The 18,287-nt window shown below is 51.5% G+C and carries 16 protein-coding genes; 3 read left to right on the top strand and 13 right to left on the bottom strand.

What is annotated here, in order from left to right; genetic code table 11:
* Positions 1 to 135: 135 nt before the first annotated feature.
* Positions 136 to 2,919, bottom strand: coding sequence for a DNA polymerase I (gene polA, locus QA596_02855; protein ID MDG5766392.1), 2,784 nt, complete (start codon positions 2,917 to 2,919; stop codon positions 136 to 138).
* Between the two features lie 179 nt (positions 2,920 to 3,098).
* On the opposite strand from polA, the gene QA596_02850 reads away from it, so the two are divergent.
* Positions 3,099 to 4,232 (top strand): SpoIIE family protein phosphatase, encoded by a 1,134-nt coding sequence (locus tag QA596_02850; GenBank protein ID MDG5766391.1) that lies wholly within the window; start codon positions 3,099 to 3,101, stop codon positions 4,230 to 4,232.
* A 63-nt stretch (positions 4,233 to 4,295) separates the two neighbouring features.
* On the opposite strand, the gene QA596_02845 is transcribed toward QA596_02850, so the two are convergent.
* The 8 genes from QA596_02845 to uvrC form a co-directional block, all read right to left on the bottom strand.
* Complete coding sequence (locus QA596_02845; protein MDG5766390.1) at positions 4,296 to 5,279, bottom strand: tetratricopeptide repeat protein; 984 nt, start codon at positions 5,277 to 5,279, stop codon at positions 4,296 to 4,298.
* A gap of 169 nt (positions 5,280 to 5,448) precedes the next feature.
* Entirely contained in the window at positions 5,449 to 6,141 is a 693-nt protein-coding gene (locus tag QA596_02840) for a TIGR00730 family Rossman fold protein (protein MDG5766389.1), read from the bottom strand.
* A gap of 39 nt (positions 6,142 to 6,180) precedes the next feature.
* Positions 6,181 to 6,915, bottom strand: a complete 735-nt coding sequence (locus QA596_02835) for a DUF5683 domain-containing protein (GenBank protein ID MDG5766388.1) — start codon at positions 6,913 to 6,915, stop codon at positions 6,181 to 6,183.
* A gap of 25 nt (positions 6,916 to 6,940) precedes the next feature.
* Positions 6,941 to 7,861, bottom strand: coding sequence for a ParB/RepB/Spo0J family partition protein (locus QA596_02830; protein MDG5766387.1), 921 nt, complete (start codon positions 7,859 to 7,861; stop codon positions 6,941 to 6,943).
* Between the two features lie 22 nt (positions 7,862 to 7,883).
* Positions 7,884 to 8,699, bottom strand: a complete 816-nt coding sequence (locus tag QA596_02825; protein ID MDG5766386.1) for an AAA family ATPase — start codon at positions 8,697 to 8,699, stop codon at positions 7,884 to 7,886.
* A gap of 166 nt (positions 8,700 to 8,865) precedes the next feature.
* Positions 8,866 to 9,486, bottom strand: a complete 621-nt coding sequence (locus tag QA596_02820; GenBank protein ID MDG5766385.1) for a hypothetical protein — start codon at positions 9,484 to 9,486, stop codon at positions 8,866 to 8,868.
* A complete protein-coding gene (locus QA596_02815; protein ID MDG5766384.1) occupies positions 9,452 to 10,078 on the bottom strand; it encodes a sigma-70 family RNA polymerase sigma factor in 627 nt (208 codons plus the stop codon). The genes QA596_02820 and QA596_02815 overlap by 35 nt, the downstream gene beginning before the upstream one ends.
* 243 nt (positions 10,079 to 10,321) lie before the next feature.
* Complete coding sequence (uvrC, locus tag QA596_02810) at positions 10,322 to 12,157, bottom strand: excinuclease ABC subunit UvrC (GenBank protein MDG5766383.1); 1,836 nt, start codon at positions 12,155 to 12,157, stop codon at positions 10,322 to 10,324.
* A 192-nt stretch (positions 12,158 to 12,349) separates the two neighbouring features.
* Between uvrC and QA596_02805 the strand changes: the two genes are divergently transcribed.
* Positions 12,350 to 13,108: an RluA family pseudouridine synthase gene (locus tag QA596_02805; protein ID MDG5766382.1), complete on the top strand. Its 759-nt coding sequence runs from the start codon at positions 12,350 to 12,352 to the stop codon at positions 13,106 to 13,108.
* Positions 13,109 to 13,121: 13 nt separating this feature from the next.
* Here QA596_02805 and QA596_02800 read toward each other — a convergent pair whose 3' ends face one another.
* From QA596_02800 to QA596_02790, 3 genes are all read right to left on the bottom strand, one after another.
* Positions 13,122 to 14,939, bottom strand: coding sequence for a cytochrome c biogenesis protein CcdA (locus QA596_02800; GenBank protein MDG5766381.1), 1,818 nt, complete (start codon positions 14,937 to 14,939; stop codon positions 13,122 to 13,124).
* A gap of 36 nt (positions 14,940 to 14,975) precedes the next feature.
* Positions 14,976 to 15,488 (bottom strand): DUF255 domain-containing protein, encoded by a 513-nt coding sequence (locus QA596_02795; protein ID MDG5766380.1) that lies wholly within the window; start codon positions 15,486 to 15,488, stop codon positions 14,976 to 14,978.
* A 141-nt stretch (positions 15,489 to 15,629) separates the two neighbouring features.
* Positions 15,630 to 16,412, bottom strand: a complete 783-nt coding sequence (locus QA596_02790) for a DUF481 domain-containing protein (GenBank protein ID MDG5766379.1) — start codon at positions 16,410 to 16,412, stop codon at positions 15,630 to 15,632.
* A 148-nt stretch (positions 16,413 to 16,560) separates the two neighbouring features.
* Here QA596_02790 and QA596_02785 point away from each other — a divergent pair, with 148 nt between their 5' ends.
* Positions 16,561 to 17,424 carry a hypothetical protein gene (locus tag QA596_02785; GenBank protein ID MDG5766378.1) on the top strand — a complete coding sequence of 288 codons (864 nt, stop codon included), beginning with the start codon at positions 16,561 to 16,563 and terminating at the stop codon, positions 17,422 to 17,424.
* Positions 17,425 to 17,573: 149 nt separating this feature from the next.
* Here the strand turns inward: QA596_02785 and QA596_02780 are convergent, their stop codons facing one another.
* Complete coding sequence (locus tag QA596_02780; GenBank protein MDG5766377.1) at positions 17,574 to 18,281, bottom strand: PIG-L family deacetylase; 708 nt, start codon at positions 18,279 to 18,281, stop codon at positions 17,574 to 17,576.
* Between the last annotated feature and the right edge of the window lie 6 nt (positions 18,282 to 18,287).

Raw genomic sequence — 18,287 nt, 5'->3', positions numbered from 1 at the left:
CCATTTTCATGCCTGTGGAACAGCAAGCGGGCAGAACATATCTGCGCACCCTGCGGTGCGGTAGACTAATTGACGGGTCTTCACCGGTTCATCCTTGCAACGGGATATAGTGGGATGAGTGGGGTGCCGTGTAGGCTAGTGCGCGTCCAGCCAGTTGTCCGAGATTCCTGATTCGGCCTTAAGCGGCACTTTCAGTTCCATTGCGCCTTCCATCACCTCCTGGATGAGCCGTGGCGTGCCCTCCTGCTCATCCACGGGCATTTCGAATACCAGTTCATCATGCACTTGCAGCAGGAGCCTGGTACGGGAGTTACGTTCTCTCAACTCCCGATCTATTCGGATTGTGGCAATTTTAATCAGGTCGGCGGCCGTACCCTGAATCGGCATATTTACGGCGGTTCGCTCCGCGAATGCTCTGATATTCCTGTTCTGTGATCGGATATCCGGAATCTCCCGCCGCCTTCCCATGAGGGTTTCCACATACCCGTGTTCCCGGGCGAATGCCACCGTATTTGTAATAAAATCCTGTATGGCAGGAAATCGGGCGAAGTAGGCATCAATGATACTCTTCCCTTCCTTGTTCGAAACACCGAGCCGCTGTGCAAGTCCAAAGGCGCTCACTCCGTAGGGGATGCCGAAATTGACCTCCTTGGCCTTTCTGCGCTCCTCCCGTCCCACATCAGTGAGCGAATCGAGTCCGAATATCTCGGCAGCGGTTCTCGCGTGGATGTCTTCATCCTCCCGGAATGCCCGGATCATCGCCTCGTCGCCCGCCATGGACGCGATAATGCGAAGCTCCACCTGGGAATAGTCGACCGCCAGAATCCGATACCCCTCTTCGGCGACAAAAGCTTTTCGGATGCCTCTGCCCCGTTCGGTGCGCACCGGAATATTCTGCAGATTCGGGTTGGTGGATGAAAGTCGCCCGGTAGCCGTCACATGCTGGTTGAAGGTAGTGTGGATGCGGCCGGTCTCGGGATTGACCAGCTTGGGCAGGGCGTCAACATAGGTGGATTTGAGTTTGCTCAGACCCCGGTATTCCAGAATTTTTTCTGCGATATCAAATTCCGGTGCCAGTGTAGAAAGGACCTGTTCGGAGGTAGCGTACTTGCCCGTGGCGGTTTTCTTTCGGGATGGAAGTCCCAGTTTTTCAAACAAAATTACCCCAAGCTGCTGTGTGGAGTTGATATTGAACTCCTCACCCGCCAGTTCATATATGGTGTCCCTGACCCCCAGGATATCACGGTCCAGCTCCCGGGAAAACTCCTTGAGCAGACCGAGGTCCAGTTTCACCCCGGCCAGCTCCATATCGCCGAGAACCCGTGCCAGTGGAAACTCCATCTCCGTGGCCAGTGACTGCAAATTACGCTCCCTGATTTTTTCTTCAAACACGGTATGCAATCTCAGGGTGATGTCGGCATCCTCGCAGGCGTAGGGAGCTACCTTTTCCAGAGGAGCGTCCTGCATGGACTTCTGGTTTTTCCCCTTCTCTCCGATGATGGCCTCAATGGGAATCGGATCGTAGCCGAGATAGCTCCGGGCCAGCGAATCCATGTCCATTTTCTGACCGGCATCCAGCAAATAGGCCGCCAGCATGGTATCGAACAGCGGCCCCTCCACCATAATACCGTACCGGTTCAACACACGGTAATCGTATTTAAAATGATGCGCGACCTTCAGCGCACCTGGATTGCCGAACAAAGGCTGCAGTGCCGTGATGAGCTGTTTCGGCTCAAAGGCTTGGGCCGCAACATACCACGCCTCCCCTTCCCGGCAGGAAAAGGCGATTCCCAGCAGGTCTGCCACTCGGGGATCGGTTGATGTGGTTTCGGTATCAAAACTCCAGACATCGGACTGTGCCAGACGTTCCGTCATTTCGCTCAGGGCTGCCTCGCTGTTGACGGTGTGGTACCGGACGTTCTCTTCGTCATAGGTGGTCCAGGCCGTCTCCGCGGTCTCCGGTTCTGCCTGCCCGCCCTCTTCTCCGAACAGGGATCCCTGCCCGGTCGTATCGATATTTTTTCGGATGGTCTCCAGCATACCGCTTTCCGCCGCAGCGATTTTCCGGGCCAGGCTGCGGAACTGCATATGTTTGAAGAAATCGATCAGCGATTCTCCTTTCACACCATCCCACCGCAGCTCTTTCCAGGAAATGGTCTCGGGCACACTGGTGTTGATGACGATCATCTCCCGGGACTTCAGGGCCTGCTCCCGGTTCTGCATCAGCCCCTCTCTGGCACGCTTGCTCTTCATATCCGGAGCCGCCTCAATCGCCTTTTCCAGGCTTCCGAACTCCTGTATGATTTTGGCCGCTCCCTTTTTCCCGATGCCCGGAACTCCGGGAATATTGTCGGATGTATCTCCGATAAGCGCCAGCACATCCACAACCGCTTCGGGTCCAACCCCGAAATACTTTCTCACCCCTTCCCGGTCGATAATATCAAATCCGTCGCCCTTGTTCAGAGGCTTGTACATGTAGATATTATCTCCTATCAGCTGCATGAAGTCCTTGTCCGGGGTCACCATATACACCATAACCCGCTCCTTCCGGGCTTCGAGGGCGAGTGTACCGATAAGGTCATCGGCCTCATACCCGTCCTTCTCCACATTATTAAAGCCAAAATGGGCGACCATTTCCTTTATCAGGGGAATGGCTGTTCTAAGATCCTCCGGTTGCGGCGGCCGGTTGGCTTTATAGTTTTCATCCATTTCATGGCGAAAGGTGGGGGCGTGCGTGTCCCATGCCACCGCGAGGTACGTAGGCTGTTCTTTCTCCAGCAGGTTAACCAGGGCGTTGGCAAATCCGTATATTGCCCCGGTCGGCACACCCTCGGCATTCCGAAGATTGCTGTTGATCATGGCAAAATAGGAACGGTAGGCAAGGGCGGTGCCGTCGATAAGAAAAAGGGTATCTGACATAAGGGATAGATCGGCCCGTTCTGACGGGTGATGAGGTTGTCGGTCGTAACGAGCCCTAAAATAAACGAATTTTGATACAACTTTTTTAATTATCATTCGAATACCATGGGCAAGGCAAAAGGTGAACATTTCACCAGAAAATCAGCCGGGCGTGATCTTCCCGGCTTGAAAATGAGTATATGAGTCTGGACAACGAAACCCGGCGTTCATTCAACAGAACCCGGACTTTTTATCGCGAATATACGCGCGGCATGACGGCCGAGCGGCTGGGAAAAGAGTTTCAGGCCGACTCGCAGCGACTGATGGAGCTTTACTATGACGCGGTAGGTATCGACCGAAGTAAAAAAGAGAAACAGCGTCCCGTCCAGGTGTTCAAACTGATCGGCTCCCTGATTTCGAGGCTGACTCCTGCCCGCAGGCTCGCTTTCGGTTTTTCGATTGGCGGCCTGGCGCTGTACATGCTCTCTTCGGGGTTAATCGCCACGCTGATGCTTCCGCTCTCCTTTCTGGCACTGGTTCTTTTGCTGCTGCTGGAGCTGTTGGAAAAGTCGGATGTCAAAAGAGAGATCGATCTGGCCCGTGATATCCAGATCAGTCTGTTGCCGGGCTCCAATTTCCGCTACGAAGACATTGAATTCGCCTCTTTTGCAAGTACCGCAAGCGAAGTGGGCGGAGACTATGTGGATGTTATCCGAACGGAACGCGGCACCTATTATATTATCGCAGATGTCTCCGGCAAAGGGCTGTCGGCTGCGCTATATATGGTTCGGATTCAGGCTCTGGTGCATCTGATTATTGAAAAACTGGATCCTGATCCAAGCGAACTGTTTATCCATCTGAACGACTACATCAAATCGGGGAAAAAAGACAAAACCTTTGTCACCGCCTGTGCGGCCCTGTTTCCCTCTGACGGATCCCCTGTGAAAATGTGCCGCGCAGGTCACAATCCCCCCCTGTTTTACGATGCCTCCCGGGATGCCGTAAGCGAACTGCGTTCTCAGGGCCTGGCACTTGGGATGGCCAGTACCACCATATTCCGAAAACAGTTGCAGGAGATATCCCTTGTACTGGATCCGGGCGACCATCTGCTGTTTTATACCGACGGCCTGACCGAGTCGCGCAACCATCAAAATGAACAGTATGATGATTACCGGCTCATCAAACTGTTTGAGCTGTACGGTTCGCTGAACGCATCAACCATTCGACACAAAATCCATGTCGCACTGGAGGAGTTTATTGGAGACCAAAGGCTGGCAGACGACATCACCTTTACCTGTATTCAGCGACAAAGGAAAATACGACGTCGGGAGTAAATCGAGCCTGAATGAAGTGAGTCGTGTAGCCAATTTATTTCGCAGAAACCGGCTACACTTGCATCAATTGCAATTCAGCTCGTGTTCAATTTGGTGCTCTGCGGGAGCCTGAAACTCGCCGAACAATGCATTTCTGAAGGCCTCACAGGCAGCCGACTCGTTTTCAAGACCCTTTTGGGCGACACCAACTTCAAAATAGATTCTGGCCATATCGGCGCGGCTGCCATCCTCCAGTTCCAGAGCACGCTGCGCACTTGAAAGAGCATCGTTGTGCCTCTCCAGGAAGTTGTATGTCTCGGCAAAACGATAGTGCAAACTGGCGCTCTCTCCGTAGCCTGCGGCTCGGTTCAGAAGATCAAGGGCACGGTTAAAATTCTCGTTCTCAATCTGCTCTGATGCACGGTAAACCAGGTAATCCCGCACCGCTCTTTGGCCACGCTCCACATTCTCCTGGTCACCGGCTTCATCGGCCAACTCTATGGATATATCGAAGTTTTCAATCGCATTCTCCAGCTGTCCCATCCGCCGGAACACAAGCCCTCTCTGATAGTAGGCACTCACATACGAAGGGTTTAGCTCAATGGCCTGATTATACTTTTCAAGAGCTCTTTCGTTTTCTTCATTTCGAAAATGCTGATTGCCCAGATTCAAATAGAGCGCAGGCAGATTGCCGCGTGCACGACTGGCGATCTGGTCATCATTAAATTCTCCGGCAAGTTCGATGGCATTTTCAAATGCTCCGATGGCCTCTTCCAGTTGACGCTCCCTGACCAGCTGTGCTGCATGCATGAATGCAAGACGAGGAATTTGGCCCTCGGCACGTTCACGGATGTTGTTTGCCTCAGGTCCAACCTGTTCAGCGATTTCTATAGTTTCCTTGAATTTGTCGATGGCCGCAAGTAAATCTCCCTGCTCATTGAAAAGAGAGAAGCCTTCATTGAAACTATTGATGGCGTCTTCTCTGCTTTGGGATTCCGCGTCACCGGCAAAAGAAAAGGAAATCAGAATGGCAGTTATAACTGCTAAAGCGCTCTTTACGGCTTTCATGGGCTACGTATTTATTTTTGTTTGCAAGTCAGGGTTCCGTTCTTCCTGGATCAAAAAACGTTGGAAGAATACACTTTCGTACTATGTCAGGGTGCACAATTTAATATATTATCACTTTTTTGCTAAAAAAAAAACGCAGATCGAGTCCTGCACTCTGCAAGTGTGCCTATTAAAAATTGGGGCGCAATTGATTATTCTGATAGAAATCATAGATAACCGAAGTGGCGTCGTCCGGGTCGTCGGTAATATGAAAGAGTTCCATATCGGCCGGGCTGATGGTTCCTTGCGCGACCATGGTATCCTGCATCCAGTCAATGAGGCCTTTCCAGAAGTCGCTGCCCATCAGAACAATGGGAAACTGATGCACCTTCCGGGTCTGAATAAGGGTCATGGCTTCAAAAAACTCATCCAGCGTACCCAGTCCGCCTGGAAAGACGACAAAGCCTTGCGCATACTTTACGAACATCACCTTGCGGGCGAAGAAGTAGTTGAAGTCAATTTTGTAATGTTTCTTCAGGTACTTGTTTCCCTGTTCCTCTTCCGGAAGCGTTATGCACAGGCCGACCGATGTTCCTCCGGCCTGATCCGCCCCTCGGTTGCCGGCTTCCATGATGCCCGGACCACCGCCGGTTATGATGCCAAAGCCTGTTTCAGATAGTTTGCGCGCCGTTTCAACGGCCATATGATAGTATTTGTGGGTTTCGGGCAGACGGGCTGAGCCGAAAAAAGAGACCGACGGACCTACATGCGACATCTTCTCGTAGCCGTCCACGAATTCGCCCATAACCTTGAACACGCTCCATACGTCTTTCTCAAAACGGGCGTCATATCTTCCCTGAATGCGTTTTTTCTTGTTTCCCATATGTGTATTTCCTGATAAGGATTATTGATAGCGAATTTATTACGGCAGTGACAATCGCAAGGTCACCTGAAAGCCTGACGGTTCCTTGAAGGCAGATTGAAATGCCTTCGCGTTTTGCGACGAGCGGTCCATTGAAGGTGGTACAATATATATATTTGCGCTGAGATCATCACTTACATCAAAATCCCGCATGTGTGCAAAGACATAGGCATCGACCAGGTTGAGGCCGTATGCAAGGGCGATTCCAATGAGGGTGAGATCGCGGCGGTTGCGGTATGCGTTTCTGGAAAAGCGAAGCGACTGTGGATTGGTGTTAGGGTCAATGGAAGCGGGTGTCGGACCAAAACGCTGATCACCGTCCGGATATTGGCTGTTGTAATATGCCGCACGGTAATCCCTGTAGTTTTGGTTCATCGAAATACTGTAATACGTGAGACCTGCAAACAGGCCGTAGATCACCGGAACCTTCCAGGTTTGGTCATTGGTGATCTGGCCCCATCCCGGCAATATCATCGATTTTCGTAGAACAGATGAAGGGTTCGGAACGGTATCAATCGGCTCTTCACGCAATGACGCGGTCAGTTTTATGCTGCCGGCGGCCTGATAGCCGATTCTCCGCTGAAACGTGACTTCATCACTGAATTCGGCCGTTAATAGAATCCGTTCACTGCTGCCGACATTTCGCATTTCAAAGGCAATCGGGGGTTCGGCGCACGAAAGTACCGGGAGAACAGTAAGAAAAACGGCCAGGCCAAGCACAAGAAACACAGGCATACTGCCGGCTGATTCCCGTACGGAGCTATTTTTCGGATTCTTCCAGAATGGAAATGATACGTTCAAGATCTTCATCCGAGTAGTATTCAAACCGGATTTCCCCGCCTTTGTTCTTTTTCCTGATACTGACCCTGGTGCTGAATTTATTTCTCAAACGGTTGGACAGCTCCATAAGATGCACATCCTTCTGGTCTTTTTCCTGAAGCAGGGTGTTCCTGGGCTTTTTCTTTCGGTCCAGTTTTCTGACGGCATCTTCAATCTGGCGAACCGACCAGTCTTCTTTGATGGCTTTATCCAGCAGCTTGTCCTGCACCCGGGGTTCCTCAACCGTAATAAGCGCCCGGGCGTGTCCCGTGGATATGGCATTGGTCTTGAGCGCAGATTGAATCGGGGCCCGCAGGTTCAGCAGGCGCAGTATATTGGTTACTGTGGAGCGGTTCTTTCCCAGTTTTTTTGCAACCTGATCCTGGGTAAAATTGCACTCTTCCAGCAGCCGTTTGTATCCCAGCGCCACTTCAATGGGGTTCAGCTGTTCCCGCTGAACATTTTCTATCAGGGCGAACGCTACGATATCATCATCATCCACTTCCCGGATATAGGCGGGGATATTGGGGATGCCGGCCATTTTCGTGGCCCGAAGGCGACGCTCACCACTGATCAGCTCGTACTTGCCGCTGCCGATAAAACGAACGGTAATAGGCTGAATGAGTCCGTGCATCCGGATGGAGTCGGAGAGCTCCTGAAGCTTGATCTCGTCAAAATCCTCTCTGGGCTGATGCGGATTGGGGCGAATATCCGTAACGGGTATGGTCAGGGTAATATTAACCTGCCTGATAGCCTGTTCGTCATTGGGCGCTGTACGCGCATCATTCTTTTCCTCCGAACCTGTCAGCTCGTGTTCCGGAAAAAATGCGCCAAGACCTCTGCCCAATACTTTTTTTTTCATGATGGAGATGCGTTACCGTTTGCTATGATACCTGCTTGCTGCTGGTTGAAAAAACCGGGCTTTTTTTGAAGAGTTTTTTGTTGCGGGTCACAATTTCACGTGCCAGTGCGAGGTAGTTCCTGGAGCCCATGGATACCGAATCGTAGAGAAGCACCGGCTTGCCAAAACTTGGCGCTTCGGCAAGGCGGATGTTGCGGGAGATGACGGTCTCGAACACCCGATTGTCAAAATAGCGCTTAACTTCATCCGCAACCTGGTTTGACAGGCGCGTTCGGGTATCATACATGGTTAGCACAACGCCTTCGATATCCAGATCGGTATTCAGGTGTTGCCGGACAATTTTTATGGTGTTGAGAAGCTGCCCCAGCCCTTCGAGGGCAAAGTACTCGCATTGTACCGGAATCAATACCGAATCGGAGGCTGTAAGGGCATTGATGGTCAGGAGGCCGAGTGAAGGCGGGCAGTCGATGATAATGAAATCGTATTTGCTTCTGAGCCCCTCAATGGCCGATCGCAGAATCTTCTCACGGTTGGGCCTGTCCACCATTTCTATCTCTGCGCCGACCAGGTTGATATGGGACGGTATCACATCCAGATACGGCATCTCTGTGCTTTTGACGGCTTCATCGGCGCTGAACCCCTCAACAAGAACCTGATATATCGAGTGTTCGATGGCCTTGTATTCGAAACCGGTACCGCTTGTGGAATTGCTTTGCGGATCGATATCAATGAGCAATGTAGGGTGTTCAATTGCTGCTAGACTGGCCGCAAGGTTGATTGCCGTTGTAGTTTTTCCAACGCCACCTTTCTGATTTGCGACAGAGATAACTTTTCCCATATAATATGTGAGATTAATCCATGGCCGGCCGCGGAAAAAAAGCGGAGCAACCGGGGTACTTTAATTCGTAAAGGTAAGGATAATATCGGAAAGGTAGCAGTCCGAAAGAGAGGATTTCCATCAGCTTTCACAGACTTTCAATTCTGCTTTACCAGGTCGAAGAGCCTCAAAAGTCTGTCCCGGTAAGTTGAATTCCCTGAACGGGTTGCGTCATGATCAACTGATCCATTCCTCTTTGATCGATGCCATGAAGCCGCCCTGATAAGGAGTCTGCACTGATTTGGTGACCGCCGTTCCCGGGTGATTCAACGAAAATGATATTTGCCCGGTTTTCCCACGATATCAGAGGACTGTCCTGGGAACCGAACAGGGATGGAACCTGACCGGCGGTTGTTACGGAATGAGCCGAATTTTCTGCAGCAGCCGTTTCTCCCGCCGCTTCATCCCCCGGCAGAAGGTAGGCTGTTGAAATAATAAGGCTGAAAAGGACAACTGCGGCAGTTGCCATTAATCCGGGGTTGCTCCAGTTTTTTCCAAACAGTTGCTGCTGACGGGCGTGCTCATGAGCCTGTTCCATGATCGCCGCCGATATATTCTCCGGCGGATCCAGTTCCGGAATTTTTTTCAGTTTTTTCCAGGTACTTTTGAGGCTCTCTACCTCTATCAGCAGATTTTGATCCTCGAGCATTGCATGCTCAACCAGCGTGATTTCGGAGGGATCAAGCTCATCGAAAACATACTTTACGCAAAGTTCATCGACGCTCGACATGTTTGGTTTCTTTTCCATGTTCTTTGTCAAACATTTTTCGAAGATTAATCAAAGCATATCTCATTCTGCCCAAAGCGGTGTTGATAGAGACGTTGGTCAGCTCTGCAATCTCCTTGAAGGACATTTCGTAGTAGTGGCGCAGCATGACCACCTCCCGCTGTTCTTTGGGCAGACGGGATATGTGTTTCATCAAACTGCTTTTGGCTTCCCCCTTTTCGATGACCTCCTGTGCGTCATCCAGTGTTTCATCCGTAAGCCGGTCGTAAAAGTCATAGTCCGGATCGTTTTGCGAATTCACATCCACAAAACGCTTCTTTTTACGGAGATAGTCTATGGTCGCATTGTGCGCGATTCGCATGACCCAGGCAATCCATTTACCCTGCTCATTATAGGTCTCATCCATCTTGGTTATGACCTTGGTAAATGTCTCCTGAAAAATGTCATTGGCTGTCTCTGCATTACCCACCATACTGTAGATATAGGAGTAAATTTTGGATTGATGCCGTTCGAGCAGCTGCTTGAACGCCTCCTGGTCGTTATTTTTCCGATAACGTTGAACCAGTTCGTGGTCATCAACCTGATGCAGTGGGGTATGTGATTTATGCGACATCATATAGACCTTTAAACGCTAAGTTTTTTGGTGTTATTGTCCGACAAAGAAAGTGTCCTTTGTTTAAGAACGGTAACTTATATGCAATAGGCCTGGATAGAGTTTTGTTGAATGTTTAACGGGTCGCATTATCATCAACAATAATGCTATTTGAATCATTTCGCAACTTTTCGCCCAGCCCTTTTTTATCTATACTGTACTACAGGCTGTTTGGTTACTATACCTATGCGACTTTCAACCTTTTTACGATTGACCGTGAAAATAGTTCGAGATAGCTTCGGCAGCCCTGCTTCCGGCCACTTCCGCAATCCGGCTTTTATCCTGCTCCATGATCTCTTTCACCGAGCCGAATTCACGCAGCAGCTTTTCCGTAGTTTTGACCCCGATTCCGGGAATGTCTTGCAGTTGTGAGCGAAAGGTTTTTTTACTGCGCACATCCCGATGAAATGTGATGGCAAACCGGTGCGCCTCGTCCCTGACCCGTTGAAGCAGCTTGAGACTGGACGACGCTTTGGGAATCATGACCGGAGCGGATGAACCGGGGAAGAAGACCTCCTCCAGTCGTTTGGCCAAACCGATCACCTGGAGTTCCCCCTCCATTCCCGCTTCCCGAATAGCGCCCAGCGCGCTGGAAAGCTGTCCCTTGCCTCCGTCAATAACCACCAGATCCGGGATTTGCCGCCCTTCTGCACGCAGGCGGCTGTATCGTCTGAAAATGACCTCGCGCATGGAGGCAAAGTCATCCGGACCACTGACACTCTTGATGTGATAGCGTTTGTACTCGCTTTTCCGGGGTTGTCCATCCACAAAACAGACCATGGAAGCCACGGTAAAGGCCCCCTGGAAATTGGATATGTCAAAACATTCGATTCGTCGTGGCATTACGGGAAGGCGGAGATCCCTTTCCAGCGCCTTGATCGAATGCGGAATTCGCCCCTGGTCAGCTTTCATTTTCTCAATCAGCCACTCCTTGAGCAGCAGCCGGGCATTGGAGCCGGCCATCTGGACCATTTGTGCCTTCTCCCCGCGCTGAGGGGTGATGATCGGGACTTTCCGCCCCTTCACCTGCCAAAGATACTCGAACAGTGGTTCATCATTGTCTGCGGGATACCTGCAGCAAACCTCATCCGGCACTGCCGTACTCAAATCGCTCGTGTAATAATCCTCCATGAACGACTGCATCAACTCTCCGGTGGTTCTACCCTCGATGTTCTTCAGATAGCGGTGATATTTACCGATCAGTTTGCCCTCGCGCACCTGGAACAGCACGCCGCACGCGATATTTTCATCGATATCGGCCTCTAGCGCGAAGATATCACGATCGGCGGCATCGCTGGATACCATTTTCATCTTCTCACTGTATTTCTCCAGTGCGAGGATTCCGTCACGCAGAACCGCGGCTTTTTCAAACACCAGATTATCGGAATACTCCTCCATCTCCTGCCTCAGATCACGGATAAGCTCCCGGGTTCGTCCGTTCAGCAGTCGCTCCACCTGCACCAGTTTATGCCGGTACTCCTCCTCCGGGATCTCCTGCGAGCAGTTTTCAAAATAATCTTCAAAGCACTTTCCCCATCCGGGCAGCCCCCGGCTTTGGTCGACAGTTCTGGAAGTACAGGCACACGTACAGAGTCCGAATGCTTTCCTGATAGTCTCGAGCATCTGTTTCATCTTGCCAACATGGCCATACGGACCATAATAGCGGCTGCCGTTTCGGATGATGCTCCGTGTCGGAAACACACGCGGACGATCTTCGTTGGTTACACAGATGTACGGATAACTCTTGTCGTCACGGTACAGAATATTGTATCGGGGCTGGTGTTTTTTGATCAGCGTATTTTCCAGGATCAGGGCCTCCGCTTCCGAATCGGTTACGATCACCTCCAGATCCACGATTTTGCGTACCAATGCCCGTACCTTGCCGTTCTGATCGGCACCGCTTTGAAAATAGGACCTGACCCTGGCATTCAACCGTTTGGCCTTGCCAACGTATATCACATCGTTACGGTCATCCTTGAACAGATAGACGCCCGGTTGCGGTGGCAGATTGCCCAGTTTGTTGTTAAGCCCCTCTGTCATCTGCAGATCCGTTCAAAATGGCTGGTTTCGTGAGTTGCCCCATATCGTATATCACGATTCCGGATTTCAGGAAAACGGATTGCCGCCAGGCAAGGAGTTACTCGTGCTTTTCGTAGTGTTATGTTTGTTATACTCATTTAGTGATGATCGTGTATCTTGTATGGCAAATTTCAGAGCCCGCAACCGATGATTATGGATGATATTACTAATAATGAAACCGGCGGATCTTGTGCCGCTCAACTCCATCCCGATTCTCCGTACGGGAAAATCAAGGTGCTGTTTGAGGATAATCACCTGCTTGTTGTCAATAAGCCGGCCGGACTCCTGTCGCAGAGTGATCAGACCCGGGATCCCGATCTGCAAAATATTCTGAAAATCCATCTGAAGGAAAAATATCAAAAACCGGGAAATGTTTTTCTGGCGCTGGTACAGCGGCTGGACCGCGGCACCGGCGGGGTGATGGTTCTGGCGAAAACGTCCAAGGCGGCGGCGCGGCTTTCCGAACAGATCAGAAGTCACCAGCCTCAGAAACACTACCTGGCTGTGGTCTGTTCGGCACAAGTGAAACAGAGAGAGCTGGTGCATTATCTGGAAAAGGACCGGAACCGGAAAAAAGCGATGGTTTCTTCGCAGCATGAGGGAAAGGGGCAGAAATCGGTGCTCGATTTACGGCCGATCCAAACCGTTGGAAACCTCACCCTGATATCCGTGCACCTCAAAACCGGGCGGTTTCACCAGATACGGGCACAGTTGTCGGCCGAAGGAATGCCGCTGCACGGCGACCGGAAATACGGGGCGCCTCCCTCCTCGTCAACGAATCCGGCACTGTTCTGCCGCCGGATCTCGTTTCGGCACCCGACCCGTGATGACCTGCTCCATTTTGAAGCTCATCCCCCTTCGATACAACCCTGGTCGCGTTTTAATCTGAGCGACCTGAAGCAATCACCGTGACAGAGCCTGGGCGTTATCCATCCAGTTTACTGATTCGGTTCAAGAACTCGTCCGGGCCCACAAAGCCGACGACACGCGCATCGGTCACCTCATTGCCGTCTTCATCCAGAAAAATCACCGTTGGAACCCCCGCTACGTTAAAGCGGCGCCGGATCTCTTCCGATTCGGGCGAATCAAAATGTGTCAGATCCACTTTAAGGCGCATCATATGCTCGGTGCCAGAAATCACCCTGGCGTCGGTAAAAGTAATGCGTTCCAGTTCCAGACAGGGGATGCACCAGTCGGCGTAGAAATCCAGTACCACCGGCTGGCTCCGCGCTTCCGCTTCGGCAAGTCTGGCCTGCTGATATGGCTCCCACTCCATCCCCTCCTTCTGCAGGTTAATCAGGAACAACACACCCAAAGCGATGGCCAGTGTACCCGTTGCCATCTTTATTTTTGAAAAAACCGGCGTCCCCTTTCCGGAAGACTCCAGGAAGCCAAGATAGAGGCCACCGGCAATCAGACTCAGCGGAATCACCCAGTAGGCTTCGCTCACCGAGAAAAAGGGCATGGCCAGGTAAAACAGCGCCAGGGCAACCAGAACCACCCCGAACACTTTCTTGACCCAGATCATCCACATACCGGATTTTGGCAGCTTGGGCAGCAGCCCGGAAAAGGTACCGAGAATCAAATATGGCAGCCCGAGTCCCATGGAGAGGATAAAAAAGGACCAGAATCCAAACACCGGGTCGCCCTGGGCTCCGATAAAAGCAAGCAGGGCAATGATCGGCGGACCAATGCATGGAGCGGCGAATATTCCGACCACCAGGCCGGAAAAATAGGTACCGACAAAGCCGGTGGAGGATCCGGTGCCTATGCGTGAGGAGAGCCAGTACGGTATCTGGATTTCATAGAGACCGAACATACTGAGGGCCAGTGCAAAAAGCAGGACCCCGATTCCGCCTAACACCCACGGGTGCTGAAGCCATGATCCGAACAGCTCGCCGCTAAAGGAGGCCAGCACGCCAAGCACACTGTACATGGTGGCGATGCCAAGAACATAGACCACCGCTTTCGAAAATACCCGAAGCAAGTTGGGGTCGTTCTGCCCACCGAACAACGAAACGGTGACCGATAGCATGGGGTAGACACAGGGAGTGAGATTCAGGGCCAGGCCGATCAGAAACAGGGCGAGAAAGGCGAAAACAATGCTACGCTCGTCAAACAGGGCTTCTATTTCGTTGGGTGAGGCCGGTTGCAGAGAGACATCGGAGTACGAGGCCGCCGCGTCATAGTCCTCAAAAATTTCTGCGTTGATTGCGTTTGCCACGGCCTCTTCGCCCCCAACCTCAAATTCAAAACGAACGGGAATGTTGGATGGAGCCAGGCAGTTCTGATCGTCGCACGCCTGAACCCGTGCGCTTCCCTCCAGCGAATAAAGCCCCGGATCCAGCTGTGAAGATGCCCGAATATCCAGAAATACGGTAGCACGGCCGCTGTACACCAGCAGCTCTTCATCGTCGGCAAACGCGAATTCGTAACGTTCCGGCTCGGGGTAGTGCTGATCGGAGATAATAAAGCCGCTGATGGTCTCCATGGTCACTTCCGTACCGATCAGATAGTCGAGTGTCGGTCTGTGCGCGTTCACATGCCATCCGTCGGCGATGTCAAGAACAACGGCGGCACGAAACGAAGAGCCTGCAGGAACGACATCCACAGAGAGGTAGGTATCCACATCCACCATCTCGGAGCTGCCCCTGAGCTGGGCGAATGAGTCTTGCGCTGCCGGTCCCGAAATCAGCAGGATGGCGAAAATCAGAGTTAAAAAACGAAATTGGATCGGATTCATGATGGGAATTCGGGCATGACAACAGCCTGGTGCTGCCTATTGAGTGTTTGAATATTCTTCGAATGTGACTTCCTGATAGCTTCCTGTACCGACATAACCCAGCATTTGTCGAAAGTGCGGGGCTTCAAAAAAACCGGCCTGTGCGGCAAGCGGTTCTCCGTTTGGTGTGAGGAAGACCGTGGTTGGATAGGAGGCGACGCCAAACTGAAGCGCCAGCTCCTCCATCGTGTACGAACGGCCCAGGAATGTAACGGACTGACTGGATTCCGCATTTATTCGGGTCGCAATAAAATATCGGTCCAGCAGCTCCTGTACCCCTTCGTCAGCATAGGTTTCGGCGTTCATGCGGCGGCAGAAGCCACACCATTCGGTGTAGATATCCAGCAGCATGTGCTGCCCTTCGTCATAGGCCCGCTCCTGGGCCTCTTCCAGCGTCACCCAGAATTCGTGTTCCGGCGAACCGGCTCCGGTCAGGGTGGATTCGCCTCCCGAGTTGCAGGATACCAAAAGCAGCGGTATCATGACTGCGATAATTTTTATGGGCTTCATCAAGAGATACATTTCGGTTTTTCGTTAGAACGTAATGGCCGGCAGATCAGCATGTGACGACGGGAATATCGTAGTTTGCACAAAGCATGAAAGATAGAAAAAAACGATGTTTCCGGACGGATACCACGGCACGGTTCTGCATCAGAATCTAACTTCCAGGATGTTGTTGATATTGTATATGAATTCTGTGGAGTTCAGTGGCGGGTCGGAATCAAAGGTACTGACAAACTGCAGGGCAAACCGCAGATTTTCGGATATCCGGAAACGCACTTGCCAGTCGGAGGTAAACCGGGGCTTGAAAAACCGGTCGGGCCGCGCCTGGTAATAGCTGATCGCTGCCAGATCCACCGAATCCGTGAGGCGTCCCCGCAGGTTGAAACTGGTGGTTGACTTCAACAAATTCCGGACGTCCCGGAGGTCCTCATCCTCATCCTTCCATATTTCATTTTCGAACATCAGGCCGGTACTTACAAATGCGGAAAAAGAATCGGTTTCATGGAGTCTGATGCGCACGTTGCTACCGGCAAGCGTTCGCCGGGCCAGTCCCCAGTCGAGATTGTACTGGGCCTGAAGAAAAACCTCCGGGGCCAGGGTATTATCACGGAAAAGAACGGCTCTCAGGTGGGCATAGCCGTCGTTCATTACATTTTCGCCTTCCACTCTGAGAAAATTATTCCGGGCAATAAAAAGAAAATCGTGTTTTTTTGCCACATAGGTCAGATCTGATGTAGTGTTTAACCGAACTACCTGATTGGCGCTTTTGGAAACACTGAGTCCGAAACCGAGTCCGCCTGTCCAGACATTAAACGTATCGGCCTGAACCCGATGGCGCTCCACATTAACCACCTGGGCATCGGCATCGGCGGGATCCATCAAAAAAAAGGTCAGAGTGCAGAGAAAAAGTGACGTAGAAAAATGGCGCATACGGGAATTATTGCGAGATTCACATGATTTTGAGCACAAGAACGCTGAACCTGGAAATTCCGTTTAAAATGGAAACGAATAATAGGCCTTCCCTGTCCGGCATGTATGTCGGTAAAACGTCTCAAACATAGCATATTTTCCACGAAAAATGTCACACGAACAGAAAAAGATTAGAGCTTTTGAACTGGTGACGCCGGTCGTGGACGACGAAGCCTCTGAAGAAGAAAAAAAGTTCTTTTTTGATTTCCTGGAAACTGACGAGGATGTACGCCGGTATTTTGAAGAGGAGCAGCTTATAAAAAAGCTTGTGAAGCGACATGGCCGGTATCATTCCGCTCCCCCTGCGCTGAGGAAGAAAATATCATCCACCATTACACATCTTGCCGGGCAAGAGCGTTTGTTTTCTGATGATGGTCTGTTCGTACCTTTTTCAATTCGAAGAACCCCCGACATCAGGCGTATTGCTGCTATCGCTGTGGCGGCATCGGTACTGCTTTCAATCCTGCTGTATCTGTTTCTGTTACTCAACGGAACCTCTTCAGAGCAGGTGATGGCAGAGCATGACCGCCCAAGTGTGGAGTGGATGGCGTATCATCACTACGAAACAACGCGTGGAATGTCATTGCAGCCAGACATCCCTCCTCTCCCTTCCGATGAAATGTCGTCCCTTCTGGCGGAGCATTTCAACTACCGTATCGACATTCCCCGGATTAACGGAGCCAGACTGGCCGGTGTTGTGGACACCGAGTTCGTACCCGAACTTCGAACTCCGTTGTTTGTTTACGAAATGGGTCCGGATGATATCATCTATGTGTTTGCCCTTCCGGAAACCGATCTGGAGCAGCGACTGGTCCGTGATCCGGATGCGGTTGCCCATTGTGTAACCAGGGGCGATTATTTTGTGAGCACCATGAGAAACCGTGATCTGGTCTCCTGGAAATGGAATGAGACCTGGTATGTGGGGATCTCCCGCCATGATGGGGAAACCCTTGCGGCATTGCTTCCCGAATAAAGCGGCCACAGGCAGGGTTTGCTATTGTTATGCACCGCAGCGTTTCGACTGAATTCACCTACGCCGTCGGGGACCAGTGATCGAGAGCATACCTGGTGCGCTTTTAACCGGGCCGGGAAGAGGATGCTTGAGCCACTGTAATATTGCCGCTAAGGCAGTCTGTCAAACAGACTTTTCAGATGGGTGCGAAACGACTCTTGAAAAAACTCAAAGAATACGGTGTCTCCGATTCTTTCCATAACCCCTACCTCATTGATCACTTCCTGGTAGGTTTTATAACAGTCCAGGGCCCGCTTGCCAAGCTCCAAATCACTTTTCGAAAGTGGTGTGGCGCAGTCAATTTCATCCTGTGACGATGTGTTGAGCTGAAATTTCCGGTCTTTTTTATCGCTTTCAGCCAGTGTAAAAAAAGCAAGGCGCCGCGGAGCCCCCTCCCACTCGTCCCGCAGCTTGCAGAAAACGCGTTTCACTATAGCGTGGGTTACGAGGTGATCCTGAAACCCGCTCACACCATGTACGGGATAACTGACTACGACATCCGGTTTCACCTTCCGGATGTGCTGCTCGGTGATCTCTTCCAGCTCGATGGGGTTCATATGTTTCAATCCACTGTCGGGCAGATCCAGGACCTCCATACCGCTGAGGCCAAGCACTTTTTCCACGGCCTTCATTTCATCCAGCCTTACGGCTCCCATCTCATCCACAGACAACCCGTAGTCATGTCTGATCCTGGTTGCACCACCACGGGTGTATGTCAGCAAGAACACCTCATGGCCCGAACGGAGCTGACCGGCCATTGCCGGAGCGGGGCCAAAGGATTCATCATCGGGATGGGGAAAAATATACAGTGCGCGCATATGCCG

It is taken from the genome of Balneolales bacterium ANBcel1 (assembly GCA_029688905.1).
GTDB lineage: Bacteria > Bacteroidota > Rhodothermia > Balneolales > Natronogracilivirgulaceae > SLLW01.
Note: the sequence above shows the minus strand (reverse complement) of the source record. Positions and strands in the feature narration are given on the sequence as shown.